The 12,991-nt window shown below is 65.1% G+C and carries 12 protein-coding genes; all 12 read right to left on the bottom strand.

The window, feature by feature from the left end:
- Positions 1-37: 37 nt before the first annotated feature.
- Positions 38-703: a hypothetical protein gene (locus LJE63_02230; GenBank protein ID MCG6905417.1), complete on the bottom strand. Its 666-nt coding sequence runs from the start codon at positions 701-703 to the stop codon at positions 38-40.
- Positions 700-1,149 (bottom strand): flagellar export protein FliJ, encoded by a 450-nt coding sequence (fliJ, locus tag LJE63_02225; protein MCG6905416.1) that lies wholly within the window; start codon positions 1,147-1,149, stop codon positions 700-702. The genes LJE63_02230 and fliJ overlap by 4 nt, the downstream gene beginning before the upstream one ends.
- Before the next feature lie 10 nt (positions 1,150-1,159).
- Complete coding sequence (locus LJE63_02220) at positions 1,160-2,485, bottom strand: FliI/YscN family ATPase (protein MCG6905415.1); 1,326 nt, start codon at positions 2,483-2,485, stop codon at positions 1,160-1,162.
- Positions 2,475-3,284, bottom strand: coding sequence for a hypothetical protein (locus LJE63_02215; protein ID MCG6905414.1), 810 nt, complete (start codon positions 3,282-3,284; stop codon positions 2,475-2,477). Before LJE63_02215 ends, LJE63_02220 begins: the two co-directional genes overlap by 11 nt.
- Entirely contained in the window at positions 3,277-4,296 is a 1,020-nt protein-coding gene (gene fliG / locus LJE63_02210; GenBank protein ID MCG6905413.1) for a flagellar motor switch protein FliG, read from the bottom strand. The genes LJE63_02215 and fliG overlap by 8 nt, the downstream gene beginning before the upstream one ends.
- Entirely contained in the window at positions 4,293-5,876 is a 1,584-nt protein-coding gene (fliF, locus tag LJE63_02205) for a flagellar M-ring protein FliF (GenBank protein MCG6905412.1), read from the bottom strand. Before fliF ends, fliG begins: the two co-directional genes overlap by 4 nt.
- Before the next feature lie 127 nt (positions 5,877-6,003).
- Positions 6,004-6,294 carry a flagellar hook-basal body complex protein FliE gene (fliE, locus tag LJE63_02200; protein MCG6905411.1) on the bottom strand — a complete coding sequence of 97 codons (291 nt, stop codon included), beginning with the start codon at positions 6,292-6,294 and terminating at the stop codon, positions 6,004-6,006.
- 29 nt (positions 6,295-6,323) lie between these two features.
- Positions 6,324-6,758 carry a flagellar basal body rod protein FlgC gene (gene flgC / locus LJE63_02195; GenBank protein ID MCG6905410.1) on the bottom strand — a complete coding sequence of 145 codons (435 nt, stop codon included), beginning with the start codon at positions 6,756-6,758 and terminating at the stop codon, positions 6,324-6,326.
- Positions 6,758-7,162, bottom strand: coding sequence for a flagellar basal body rod protein FlgB (flgB, locus tag LJE63_02190; protein ID MCG6905409.1), 405 nt, complete (start codon positions 7,160-7,162; stop codon positions 6,758-6,760). Before flgB ends, flgC begins: the two co-directional genes overlap by 1 nt.
- A 124-nt stretch (positions 7,163-7,286) precedes the next feature.
- Positions 7,287-8,645 carry a sigma-54 dependent transcriptional regulator gene (locus LJE63_02185; protein MCG6905408.1) on the bottom strand — a complete coding sequence of 453 codons (1,359 nt, stop codon included), beginning with the start codon at positions 8,643-8,645 and terminating at the stop codon, positions 7,287-7,289.
- Between the two features lie 76 nt (positions 8,646-8,721).
- Positions 8,722-11,244: a tetratricopeptide repeat protein gene (locus tag LJE63_02180; GenBank protein ID MCG6905407.1), complete on the bottom strand. Its 2,523-nt coding sequence runs from the start codon at positions 11,242-11,244 to the stop codon at positions 8,722-8,724.
- A gap of 338 nt (positions 11,245-11,582) precedes the next feature.
- Positions 11,583-12,977, bottom strand: coding sequence for a sigma-54 dependent transcriptional regulator (locus LJE63_02175; protein MCG6905406.1), 1,395 nt, complete (start codon positions 12,975-12,977; stop codon positions 11,583-11,585).
- Positions 12,978-12,991 lie beyond the last annotated feature (14 nt).

The following is a 12,991-nucleotide window of genomic DNA, read 5'->3' as shown; positions in this document are numbered from 1 at the left end:
GCCGGGGGCTGTCATCACGAGGGCTGTCGGAGGGCGTTTACTTGCCCCGGCCGGCGGCGTTTTGCGCCAGCCGTTCGCTCACCAGAGCGGCGCGATCGAGGCTGACATAGCTGAGAATCTGCCCGACCTGCTCGCCTTTCATTTGGGCAAAGAGCTTGAGCACGACATCCAGGTCAAGTTTGTCGATCAGGGCGGCGGCGTTTTTGGGTTTCATGCTGGTGTAGACCTTGACCAGGTGTTTCAACTTGGCCTCCTCCTGCTCCCGGGCCAGGCGCCGCTTCTCGGTCTCCTGCTGCTCCTTGACGGCCAGGCTGGCCTCCACTTCCTGACGAATCCGGGCGAGTTCATCGATTTGGAGCGTCAGTTCGTCCTTCAAGCTTTCCAAGCGCGCCTGCTGCTCGCTCAGCCGCTCTTTTTCCTTCTCGATCTCCAGCCGTTTCTCCTCCAGGCTGGCCAGGGTCAGTTTGACCTCCTCCGTGGCGGGGGTGGCAGCGGCCGACGGGTCAATGCCAGCCGGGGTCTCGCCCGAAGGGGGCTCCTTAGCCGCTGGGGCCGCAGTTTCCTGGGCAATGGCATGGTTCTCCAGCAGCACCGCATCGGGAGCCCAAAGTGGGGCCGCCAGGAAAACCAGGGTCAGCGAGATTTTAAGCATCAAAAGACCGACCAGCAGGTTTTTGATGGCGTTGCGGCGGCGGCGCTTCATTTTTTTTCCTTCCGGCCCCGGTGCATGAGGACAATCTCCTCGGTTTGCTTTTGCAACTCCTTGGCCATGTCCTGATCGTATTCAGACTGGCGGCGCTCTTTGAGTTTTTCCACGGCTTGCCGCTGAGCGACGGCATCCGCCAGCCGTTTGCGGCAGGCGTCCAGCTCCTTCAGCAGCGTTTGGCGCCGGGCTTGGGCGGCATCGCGCCGGGCTTCGAGCCCCGCCACAAACCGGGTGAAAAGCAGGAAGCGCTCCGCGGTCATCCCCCCCAGTGCTTCACCCTCACAGGCCGCCCGCGCCTGGTCCAGACGCCCCTGCTGCCGCGCCAGATCGGCCTCGCACTCCCCCAGCACGCGACTGGCCTCCAGAACGGCCTGCCGGGTCTGCCGCTCCTGAAACTCTCGATAGCGCAGCAACGCCGCCAGGCGAAATCGAAAACGTTTCACGCGATCCGCCTCAGGCCTTGAAAAGGGCGCTCAGGGCCTGGAGCGCGTCGCCATAGGCAACCCGGTGATCGATCTCCTGGGAGAGCAGCTGCCTGAGGTGCGGCATCATCCGTTTGGCCTGGTCGATCTGCGGGTCGCTGCCGTCGCTGTAAGCCCCGATAGCGATCATGTCCTCGGCTCCCTGATAGGCCGCCAGCAGTTCGACCGCCTTGGCGCGCAGCGCCAGGTGCTGCGGATCGACCACATCGCGCATGACGCGGCTGACGCACTCCAGCACCTCGATGGCCGGGTAGTGGCCGCGGTTGGCCAGCTTGCGCGAGAGCACGATATGGCCGTCGACGATGGAGCGCACGGCGTCGCCCACCGGGTCATTCATGTCATCGCCCTCCACCAGGACGGTGTAGATGCCGGTCATGCTGCCCCGCCCCTGCAAGTTGCCAGCGCGCTCCAGCAGCACCGGTAGCTGGGCGAAGAACGACGGGGTATAGCCCCGGCTGGTGGGGGGCTCTCCGGCCGCCAGCCCAACATCCCGGGAGGACATGGCAAAACGGGTGATGGAGTCGATGATCAGGAGCACGTTTTTTCCCTGGTCCCGAAAATACTCCGCCAGGGTGGTGGCCAGATAGGCGCCGCGCATCCGCACCAGCGGCGGGGCGTCGGAGGTGGCCGCCACGACTGCGGCCCGGCGCATCCCCTCGGCGCCCAAGGTTTGCCCAACGAAATCCCCGACCTCGCGGCCGCGCTCGCCGATCAGCCCGATCACGGTGACATCAGCTGCCGTGTGGCGGGTCATCATGCCCATCAGCACGCTCTTGCCCACCCCGGAGCCGGCCATGATGGCCACCCGCTGGCCCCTCCCCAAGGGCACCATGGTGTTGATGGCCCCGATGCCCACATCCATGAGCTGCCGGATCGGCGCGCGCTCCATGGGGTTGATGGGGCGGCCATGCAGGGGGTAGCGGGCCTCGGCGGCGATGGTTCCCTTGCCGTCGATGGGCCGCCCCAGCCCGTCCACCACCCGGCCGAGAAACCCCCGGCCCACATCGGCCCGGGGGCTGGTGTCGACCAGCCCGATCCGGCTGCCGGGCCGGATCCCGCGGGTATCACCGTATGGCATCAGCAATACGCGCGCCTCCTTGAAGCCGACCACCTCAGCCAGAAGGTCCGGGCCGTTTTCGTTGCTTATGCGGCACAGGCTGCCGATGCTCACGTCCGGGCCGGTGCCCTCGGCAATCAGCCCGATGACCTTGGCGATGCGCCCCTCCAAACGCATGCTGACCGCGGCGGCAACGGCCTGCTGATACGGTTCCCAGTCGATGTGCAGATCAGGGGTCATGGGAAAGGACCGCTGGGGGAATTGCCGAGGCCGGCCCGGGCCGGTCATCCGCCGGCGGCGCTTCAGCAGCGGCGGCGACGAGGGGCGGCGGGGCGGTCTCCAGAAGGCATTGGCGAACGGCCTCCAGGCGCGCCTCCAGGGTGGCGTCGATGGTCCCGGAACGGGTTTCGATGCGGCAGCCGCCGCGGCCGACCGACGGGTCGGCCTGCAGGCTGAGCTGTTTGAGGCCGCGGATTTCGGCCATCAGGGGTTTTTTGAGAGCCTCAAGGTACTCGTAGTCTTCGGGGTTGACCTCCAGGGCGACGTTCAGCGGTTCGGGAATCTGCTCGAAGGCCTTGAGAATCGTCCGCCGCACCACCTCCCGGTCCAGGACCACATGCCCGCAGACCACCTTTTCCGCCACCCGTCCCACCAGCGCGATGATCTGGTGCTCGTAGGTGCGGCACAGGGCGGGCCACAATTGCTCGGCAGCGGTAAGCAGCCGGTGCAGGTTTTCAACCACCTCGCCCGCCTTTTCCATGCCGGCGGCGAAGCCCTCAGCCTGCCCGCGGGCCAGGCCCTCCTGGTAGGCTTCCCGGCGCAGAGCCTCGGCATCCGCCGGGTCCTGGTCCGGGGCCTCCTGGGGCGCGGGGGCCGCACACGCGGCCTCGCCCGGGGGGTAAAGTGCGCTGAAGCCGGATTGAAGGACGCTGCCGCCCGGAGAGGCCGCCGCCCAGCCGCTGTCCGGATCGGGGGCGCGTTGAAAATGCATCGGCTGCCACTCGGCCGTCCCCTGAGGGGCATGCAAAGGATCAGACAAGAACGTCCTCCTTTCCCTTGCCGCCCAGCACGATGGCCCCTTCGGCCTCCAGTTCCTTGGCGGCCCGCACGATCTGCTGCTGGGCCTGCTCGACTTCCGCCAGCCGCACGGGGCCCATGACCTCCAGGTCTTCCTTCAACATCTCCGCGGCGCGTGAGGAGAGGTTGTTGAGAATCTTGGCCTTCATATCCTCGCTGGCGGTCTTCATCGCCAGCACCAGCTGCTGGCTTTCCACCTTTTTGAGGATCTCCCGGATGCCGCGGTCGTCGACCTTGACCAGGTCCTCGAAGACGAACATCATTTCCCGGATTTCGTTTGCAAGCTCGCCGCGCTCGTCCTCGATGGACTCCAGGACGGTGTCCTCGGTGGCCCGGTCCACGCTGCCCAGAATCTGGACCAGCTTCTCCAGCCCGCCCGCGGCCGCAGCTGCATTGTCCAGGTTGCTGAGATCCGACTGCAGGGCCTGATCGACGGCCTTGACCACCTCCGAGGGCACCTGCCCCAGGTTGGCGATGCGCAGGGCGATGTCCCCCTTCTGCTCGTCGGGCACGGTCATCAGAATCTCGGCTGATATTTCGGGCGGCAGATAGGAGAGAATCATGGCGATGGTCTGGGGATGCTCGTTCTTGATCCGTTGGGCCAGGGCCTCGCGGTCCACTTCGCGGCTCCACTTGAAGGGCATTTCCTGCTTTTTCTCGCGGATATGGGCGACGATCGCTTCGGCGGCCTTGGGGTCCAGGGCCTGGGCGATCACCTCTTGGATAAAGCCGTCCCCGGGCACCAGCACCTGGTCCTCCTGGCGATAGCCGTCGACAAAAGCTTCGGACACCGCGGTCAGCACCTCCCCGGGGATATGCCGGATCTCCGACATGATTCCGGCAACCTTCTTGATCTCGTTTTCCGTCATTTTCCTGAACACCGCCGAGGCGAACTCTTCCCCCATGGTCAGCAGGAAGACGGCCGCCTTCTGGGGCCCGGTGAGGTTCTGGGGGTCCAGCTTGCTTTTCATCATGACCCAGACTCGTTTAGCCAGCCCTTGATGAGACCTGCCGATTTATCGATGTCCTTCTGGGCCAGGGCGGCTGCCTGTTGCCGGGGGGAAAGGCCCTCGGGCGCAGGCAGAGCCTCCCGCTGTTCGGTGGCGATGGCCGCCCGGCTGTGTTCGCCGCCGCCAAGGGTCGGCGTGCGCACCTCGGTTTTGAGATCCCGAAAGGTTCTCAGCAGCGGCCGCACCACGAAGAAAAACACCAGCAGCACCAAGACGACGTTGAGCGCGCTGCGGCCGAATTGACGCACCAGTCGGACCCAGTCGAGCCCTTGGGGTTTTTCCAGCTGCAGGTCTTGCATATCGGCAAAAGGAACGGATTCAACCGATATCTGGTCTTCGCGGTCGGCGCTGTAGCCCATGGCGTTCTTGACGATTTTGGTAAACTGGGCGAGCTCCTCGGTCGTTCGCGGCACGTACTGGCGAACCGTTTGGCCGTTTTCTTGGGCGGATACGTAGTTGCCGTCCAGCACCGCGGCCACCGACAGCCGGTTGAGGCTGCCCACCGGCCTGGAAATCCGCTTGACGGTTCGGCTGATTTCGTAATTGACCGTTTCATCCTGGCGCGAGCTGACATCGGCGGTTTCACGGGCATAACCGGCACCGGCGGCGTTGACGGCATCCACACTGGAGACATTGGCGTTGGGGCTGGATTTGCGGTTGGCCGACTCGTTCACGATCTGCTGACTTCGCACCACCTGGCTGTCCGGATCGTAGATCTCCTCGTCGATGGCCACCTGGTCGAAGTCCATCTCGGCGGAAACCCGCACGATGGCCCGGCCCTTGCCGACGATCCGCTCCAGCAGGGTCTGGATGCGCTGGGTCAGGTCCTGCTCGTAGCTTTTGCGGTACTCCAGCTGACCGGCGGCCAGCGAGCCGGCCTTGTGCTCCTCGCCGCCGCCCTTGGAAAGCACCTTGCCCGTGGTGTCCACCACCGTGACCCGATCGGGTTCGAGCCCTTCCACCGCGCTGGCCACCAGGTGCACGACGGCGCTGACCTTCTCCGGCGAGAGGCTGGCGCGCAGCTTGAGCAGCACCGATGCCGAGGGCGGCCGGGCCTCCTCCACAAAGACCGACTCCTTGGGCATGACGATCATCACCCTGGCGTCGCTGACCTCCCTGAAATCGCGGATGGTGCGGGCCAGCTCCCCCTGCAGGGCGCGCTGGAAATTGAGCTTCTGAACGAATTCGGTGGTTCCGAACTCGGTTTGATTGAAGATTTCAAACCCCACCGCGCCGCCTTTGGGGATGCCCGCGCCGGCCATGCTGAGGCGAATGTCGTAGACCCTCTCGGCCGGCACCAGGATGACGCTGCCGCCGCCTTCCAGCCGATAGGGGATCTGCTGCTCCTTGAGTTTTTCGACGATCTGGGCGGCGTCCTCCGCCGCCAGACCGGTAAACACCGGCTGGTATTCGATCCGGTTGGCCCAGAAAAACATCAGGCCAAACCCCCCCAGGACGGTCAGCGCCACGGCCGCCATCAGCAGCTTGCGCGGCAGGGGCATGGCGTTGAAGAGGTGCACGATCTGTTGCAGAGCGCTGTTCATTCTGGCGGGTCCATGGATTTGTCGGGTTTTATCGGGTCGGTGCCGGGATGGTCGCCATGACCCTCAGCGGCCGGCCGATAACCTCTCGGGATCGGAAGCACCGTGGCAGTGATGGTGGCCGGAATCCTCATACCGACATCTGCATGATTTCCCGGTAGGCCTCCATGGCCTTGTTACGCACCTGAAGCATCAGGCGCAGGGAGAGATCCGCCTTGCCCATCGCCAGCATCCCCTCATGAATGCCCGTCTCACCGCGAACCACCTGGGCGGCTGCCCCGTCGGCGGCCTGCTGCAACTGGTTGACCTCGCCGATGGCGCGCTTGAGGGCATCGCTGAAGCCTTCCGAGCGCCGCACCCCTCCCTCGCCGGCGGAAAGCGGCAGGGTCATGGCGGGGGTCCCGATTTTGATATCGTTCATATGCACTCCCTTCGGGCCGCTGAAGCGGATTATTTCCCGATCTCGAGGGCCTTGAGCATCATGCCGCGGGTGGTTGACAGGGCGGTCACGCCGGCGTCATAGGACCGCCGGGCCACCACCATGTCGGCCATCTCCGTCAGCAGATTGATGTTGGGCATGGCCACGTAGCCGCTCTCGGGGTCGGCGTCGGGATGGGCCGGGTTGTAAACCATCCGAGGGGCGTCGCGGGCCTGGACGACCTCGCTGACCGTCACCCCGCCGGCATCTTCGCGCAGCCGGTTGAGCACCGCCCGAAAGCTCTCCAGCGGCTTGGCCTCGAATACCACCATCTTGCGGCGGTAGGGTCCGCCGGCTTCGGTGCGGGTGGTTTCGGTGTTGGCCAGGTTTTCGGCGATCACGTCCATCTTGCGGCGGTGCGCGTGCAGCCCGGACGCACTGACATTGAGCGCCCTGAAGAGATCCATTATTGACCTCCTTCGGTAATGGCCTGGCGCAGCAGGCTGATCTTGCGCAGGAGCAGTTCGACGCTGCTGCGGTACTGGATGTTGTTTTCCATCAAATGGGTCATCTCGCGGTCGATATTGACCGAATCCAGCCCCGGGCCGGCGTCACCGTCTACGATGGCGCTGGGCGCCAATCGGACCGTTTCGGCCGCCGGGATATGGCGGGCATGGGGGGTGGCCAGTTTGCGGTGGCCCTCGGCCATGACGGCGGCCAGGGTCTTTTTGAAGTCCAGGTCCTGGGGCCGGTAGCCGACCGTGTCGAGGTTGGCGATATTGCCGGCGATCAGGGCGTGCCGCCGGGCCGTAACGTCCATGGCCTTGCCCAGCAGCCGGGTGGTGTCGTCGAAGATAAACATCTCTGCCATCCGAGCACTCCTTTTAAATGTTCGGCGACCGGGGTGGAAAAATTTGCCGGCCGCCCTGTCCGCCTGTGGGCTAAAGCAATCCCTGTGCCGATCGGGGCCCGCCGTAGGCGTCGTCATGCCGGGCTCAGGAGGACTTTTGCCCATATTCGTTGAGCTTGTTGCGCAGGGTGCGGACGCTGATCCCGAGGACTTTGGCGGCGTGGGTGCGATTGCCCGCGGTGTGGTCCAGGGCATCCAAAATCAGCCGGCGCTCGGCCTCCCGCAAAGGCTCGGGGCCCGTCCCGGCCGACGTCGGTGCGTCCGATGGCGGGTTTTCCGCCGGTAGCAGGCCCTCATCCAGCAGCAGGTCCTCGGCCGTGATGGTCTCGCCCCCGGCCAGCAGCAACGCCCGTTCCACCAGGTTTTCCAGTTCGCGCACGTTGCCCCTGAAGGGCAGTCCGGCGAGCTTTGCAAGGGCCTGATCAGTCAAATTCTTGACGGAGCGCCCGTCAATCTCGTTGTATTTTTCGATGAAATGGCACACCAAAAGCGGCAGGTCGTTCTTTCGTTCCCGCAGCGGCGGAATCTTCAACGGGATGACGTTGAGGCGGTAGAAGAGGTCCTCGCGAAAGTCGCCCTCGGCCACGGCGGCCTTGATATCACGGTTGGTGGTGGCGATAACGCGCACGTCGAGCTTTACCGGGTGGGTGCCGCCGACGCGGTCGACCTCGCCCTCCTGCAGCACCCGCAGCAGGCGGGACTGGAGGTGAAAAGCCATCTCGGTGACTTCATCGAGCAGCAGGGTCCCGCCCTGGGCCTGTTCGAAGACACCCGTTTTACGTCCCAATGCACCGGTAAAGGCCCCTTTTTCATAGCCGAAAAGCTCGCTTTCCAGCAGGGACTCGGGCAGCGCACCGCAGTTGACGGCCCGGAAGGGGCCTTCCCGGCGCCGGCTGCGGCCATGTATGAAGCGGGCCAGAAGCTCCTTTCCGGTGCCGCTCTCGCCCTGGATCAAAACCGCCGCACGGCTGTCGGCCACCTGTCCGGCCAGGGACAGCAGGCGCTGCATCGACGGGTCCCGGGTGATAATGGCGCGCTCCGGGGCGCGTCGACGATCGGCCTCAAGACCTCCGGGCTCGGCGCCCATGACGCCCTCGACCCGCTGCTTGAGCTGCTCGGGCGCCACCGGTTTGATCATGAAGTCCAGCGCGCCGGCTTTCATCGCGGCCACGGCCTCATCCACGCAGGCCTGAGCGGAAAGGATCACAACCGCCGGGGCGTCATCCTGGGCCAGGGCCTGGCGCATCACCTCCAGGCTGCCGCACCCGGGCAGACGGCTGCCGGCGATCACCAGTCGAAACGGCTGCTCCTGAAGTTTGCGCAGGGCGTCGTGACCGTCGATGGCGGTGGTCACGGGATAACCCCACGCTTCCAGCAGGCGGGCCAAGGCGGCCCGCTCCCGGTAGTTTTCCTCCGCGACGAGAATCTGGCAGTTTGACGTCATCGTCCCTCAGACCGGGGATTGGTGGGGATCATCGGCAGCCTTCCGGGCGTCGGTTTATTTCCCGCGGTCATCGCTCTCAAGCCTGCCGCGCCAACCGGCCCTCGATGGCCAGCCGCTGCAGGGCCTCCTCGGCCAGGCGTGCCCAGAACGGGTCGCCGCAGGCCGCGACCGCGCCAAAGGCCAGACGGGCCTGTTCGGCTGCAGCACCCTTCTGGTAGGTTTCCCCCAGGAGGAAATGGAGGTCCGGATACTTCTCGGGCTGCTCGGTAAATTTCAAGGCCATGGCCAGTGCATCGGCCGCCTTGTCAAAGGCTCCCAAAGCCCGGTAGGCCTCCCCCAGGCGGCGGTGGGCCGTGAAAAGCGTTTCGTAGGCCTTATCGGAGGCGCCCGCCAGGTGGTTGACGGCCTCAAGCAGACTGTCGACTGCGGCCTGGGGGCGGTTCAGTCCGCGGTAGGCCTCGGCCATCCCCATAAGCGTCAGCGCCCGGTCATGCGGCCGGCCTGCAGAGGCCAGGGCGGTTTGAAAACGGGCCAGGGCCTTGTCGTAAACCTTGTCGCCAATCAGGATCTGCCCGCAGCGGTAGCTGGCTTCTGCGGCATGCGGGGCGTCGGGCGTCTTTTCCAGGAAGGCCTCCAGAAACGGCAGGGCCCTGGCGGGGTCCCCGGCGCCCTGGAGCGCGGCCCCCAATTCAAACGCCAGCTCCGACGGGCGCCGGCTGGACAGGTAGAGGTCATGGGCGCTCTTGAGAGCCCCGGCGGCCTGACGGTAAAGCCGGGCCTGGAGGTAGGCTTGCCCGGCCAGGTAGAAAAGATCCGGGCTCTCCACCCGCTTCAGAATCGTCCGGTCGGCCTCGAAGCGCGCCAGGATGCCGGGGTAGTCGTTGGCGGCCGCCAGCCGCCTGAACACCCGCAGGTAGGCTTCCTGGAAGATGAAAACGGCCTCCTGGTTCAATTCCCGCGGGTACTTGTCGAAAAACTTGCGAATGGCGGCAATGCTCTTTTCGTCCTCGCCGGTGCGGCTGAAATGCTCGGCCAAACTGACCAGGGCGAGATTGGAGAGCGGGTTGGCGGGGTAGTCCGCGATGATCATGCGGTAGATTTTTTCCTTCTCGGCCGCGTCGGTGATGGCCTCCGCCTCCCGCAGAGAGCTGATCAGATAGCCGTCGGTTCCCGGGAAGCGCTGGCGCACCAGCCTGTAGAACGGCAGGGCCTTGGCAGGCTGGCCGAGATCCCGGTAAATGTCTCCGATGCGGGTCAGGAGGATGTGGTTCTGGCCGTCCCGGGGGAAGGCATTGTAGGCCGCCGCCAGGGTCTGACAGGACTTTTCCAACTGCCCGCTCTGATAATAGGCGTTGCCCAGAGAAACCAGGAGATCCGGGGATGCGTAAACCCGGCGGGGACTTTCGGCCCGGATCGCGCTCAGCACGGTGATCGCTTCCTGAAGGTGATTGGTGGCATACAGGCTCTGGCCCAAAGCCATTTTGGCCTCGGCAACCGGCTGGGAGCCGGGGAAAGCGTCGATGATTTTGCGAAAGGCGGAAACGGCAGCCTCGTGATTTTTCTTGGCGGCGTGCACCCGGCCCAGACCCAGCAGGGTCTCGGGGGTCCCCCGATAATCGGGGTAGCGGTCCAAAACCAGTTTGAAATAGCCCCTGGCCTCCTCAAAATTGTTGAAGGCCATGGCGGTAGCGCCCAGGGCGGACAGGGCGTAGGGCAGCAGCGGCGAGTCCGGAAAGCGGTTGATGGCGTCCTGGAAGTGCTGCGCCGCCTCCAGCCGGGCCATGGCATCCCCCGCCGTCCGAGCCTGGAAGAGGCAGTAGGCGTGCAGGAAAAGGCCTGCCTCGGCGCAGCCGCCCCCGGCGCCCGGCGCGTCCGGCGACAGGTCTGCGAGGTATTCTTCCAGCAGTGCGGCCGCCTCGTGCCGTTGCCCTGCTCGGCAGAGCGCCAGCGCCCGCTCAAGGTCGGCTTCGGTCCCGCACCCGGACGTGGCGACCTCCTCGAGAAGGGCATCCAGGGTGCCGGGGATAAAACGAATCGCCGCGGCATCCGTCGCCCGCTTCCGGCTGTCGGAGGGGGTCGGGGGCGGCGGCTGGGCGCCAGCGTCCGGCGTCGATTTGCCCGCCGGCTGAGCGGGTACAACAGGGGGCGGCGGCTGGGGTTTTTCAGGGCCCACCAGAGTCACGGCCAGCACCCGGTTATCCTCCAGCCACTGGGCCCCTATGTTTTTTACGGGCCCGGCGGTTTTCAGGGTAATTCCCACGACCTCCTGGGGCAGCCCGGCCAGCGAAAGGCTTTTCAGAAAGGCCCCGCCCCGGCCGCTTTGGGGAACCGAATCCACATGGCGCAGGTTGCGAAGGGCGATTAGGACTTCACCTGCATCCACCTGAACGACCTTGAAGGGCACGGGGCCGGGAAGGTGAACTGCGATCCGCAGAGGATCCGCCGAGAGCGCAATTTTCTCGATTTGACCCGCCGGCTTGACGGCCCCAAGACCGGCGTTGGGCCCCAACCCCCACAGCACCAGCAGGACCAGGCCCACACCTTTGGAAACACGCCGCCACCTGATATATTTGCGCCGCCAAAAAATCGGCCTGAACACGTCCGTCTCCTGTCTGCCAGCGCCGATAAGGGCCGCCGGCCGTGCGAGCGATCTGATCCGCTGCCCCGCTCCCCAGCCGTGGAAGGCAGGCCCGTGAGCCAGAGGAATCGGCAAAAAGCCGCGGGGCATCAGGCAAAGACGAGAGCAAACACTGTGCCATCAAAGGGTTATGGGCGACGCAGAAGGGGGCGCGCGGTTGCAGCTGGAGAAAATCGCCGGCCTGCCGGGGCGTCAGGCTGGATGCGGGGGATACTGTTGGGGGGCGGCGAACCGGTCGCCGCGGGAAGATCTGTCAAAATTTTGGCGAAAGCGCGGCCCGCGGAGGGACGGTCTGGATCTCAGCCGGCCTCGGCTTCGAGCTTCATTTTCTTGATTTTTTCAACCAGGGTGGTGCGGTTCATCTGCAGCAGCTCCGCCGCCTTGGCCTTGACCCCCCCGGTTTGCTGGAGGGCTTGCAGAATCAGGCTGCGCTGAAAATTTTCGACCGCGGCATTGAAGTCGACGCCCCCCGCAACGTCCCGGAAAGCGGCCGCTGAGGCGGCCGGCGCCTGGCCGCGAATGCGCTCGGGCAGGTCGGCCACTTCGATCACCGGGTCCTCCACCAGCACCGAGAGGCGTTCCACCAGGTTTTCCAGCTCGCGCACGTTTCCGGGCCACGGGTACTGCATCAGTTTTTCCATGGCCGCATCGGTCAGCACTTTCATCCGTTTGCGGTCCTGGCGGCGGCGGCCCCCCAAGCGGCTGAGAAAGAAGTTGACCAGCAGCGGGATGTCGCTTCTTCGCTCGCGCAGCGGCGGCACCGTGATGGGAATCACGTTGAGCCGATAGAAGAGGTCTTCGCGGAAGGTGCCGACCTCGATGGAGTGCCCAAGGTCCTTGTTGGTGGCGGCCAGCACGCGGATATCGACCTTAATGGTGCGGGTGCTGCCCACCCGCTCGAAGTTCTGCTCCTGCAGCACGCGCAGCAGCTTGACCTGCAGATTCGGGCTCATGTCGCCGATTTCATCGAGGAAAATCGTCCCGCCGTTGGCCATCTCGAAGCGCCCCATACGGGACCGATGGGCGCCGGTAAAGGCCCCCTTTTCATGGCCGAACAACTCGCTTTCCAGCAGCTCGCCCGGGATCGCGCCGCAGTTGATCACCACCAGCGGCCCGTCGCAGCGATCGCTGCGGCAATGGATGGCGCGGGCGATGAGTTCCTTGCCGGTGCCGCTTTCACCGGTAATCAGGACGGTGCTGTCGGCCCGGGCGACCTTCTCGACGGCCTGGAAGACCTGCCGCATGCAAGGGCTTTCACCCACCAGGTCGCAGAAGTGGGAGCCCGAGGCGAAATCCTCCTTGCGCCGGCCGAACCGGGAAGGCTCGCCCTTGGCAGCCGCCTGGGCCACCACCGCAGCGAGCTGCTCGGGTATCAGGGGTGCGGAGAGATAGTCGAAAGCCCCCCGTTTGATGGCTTCGACGGAATCGCGGATGGAGGCCTTTTGGGCGAAAACCACGCAGGGGGTGGCGGGACAGTTGGCCACGACATAGTCCAGGAGATGGGGGCCGGTTGCATCCATCGTGTTGAAATCGGTGACCACCACGTTGAAATAGTGGCTATCCAGCAGCTCGCGGACACGTTCGGTCTCCGGCGAGGTTTCCACCTGACAGCCACCGTTTTTTTTGAGGGCCTCCACCAGAGTGTCGGTGAGAATCGGGTCACTGTCGATGACCAGGACTTTGGGGGTATTCATGATCTGGGTGCGCT

The organism is Desulfobacteraceae bacterium (genome assembly GCA_022340425.1).
Lineage (GTDB): Bacteria > Desulfobacterota > Desulfobacteria > Desulfobacterales > JAABRJ01 > JAABRJ01.
This window is presented reverse-complemented; position numbering and strand designations above follow the sequence as displayed.

What these genes read in the sequence shown, in the direction of transcription:
- LJE63_02230 (MCG6905417.1), bottom strand. Translation starts at nt 703, where the DNA reads ATGAAGCGCCGCCGCCGCAACGCCATCAAAAACCTGCTGGTCGGTCTT.
- LJE63_02220 (MCG6905415.1), bottom strand. Translation starts at nt 2,485, where the DNA reads ATGACCCCTGATCTGCACATCGACTGGGAACCGTATCAGCAGGCCGTT.
- fliG (MCG6905413.1), bottom strand. Translation starts at nt 4,296, where the DNA reads ATGATGAAAAGCAAGCTGGACCCCCAGAACCTCACCGGGCCCCAGAAG.
- fliF (MCG6905412.1), bottom strand. Translation starts at nt 5,876, where the DNA reads ATGAACAGCGCTCTGCAACAGATCGTGCACCTCTTCAACGCCATGCCC.
- fliE (MCG6905411.1), bottom strand. Translation starts at nt 6,294, where the DNA reads ATGAACGATATCAAAATCGGGACCCCCGCCATGACCCTGCCGCTTTCC.
- flgC (MCG6905410.1), bottom strand. Translation starts at nt 6,758, where the DNA reads ATGGATCTCTTCAGGGCGCTCAATGTCAGTGCGTCCGGGCTGCACGCG.
- flgB (MCG6905409.1), bottom strand. Translation starts at nt 7,162, where the DNA reads ATGGCAGAGATGTTTATCTTCGACGACACCACCCGGCTGCTGGGCAAG.
- LJE63_02185 (MCG6905408.1), bottom strand. Translation starts at nt 8,645, where the DNA reads ATGACGTCAAACTGCCAGATTCTCGTCGCGGAGGAAAACTACCGGGAG.
- LJE63_02175 (MCG6905406.1), bottom strand. Translation starts at nt 12,977, where the DNA reads ATGAATACCCCCAAAGTCCTGGTCATCGACAGTGACCCGATTCTCACC.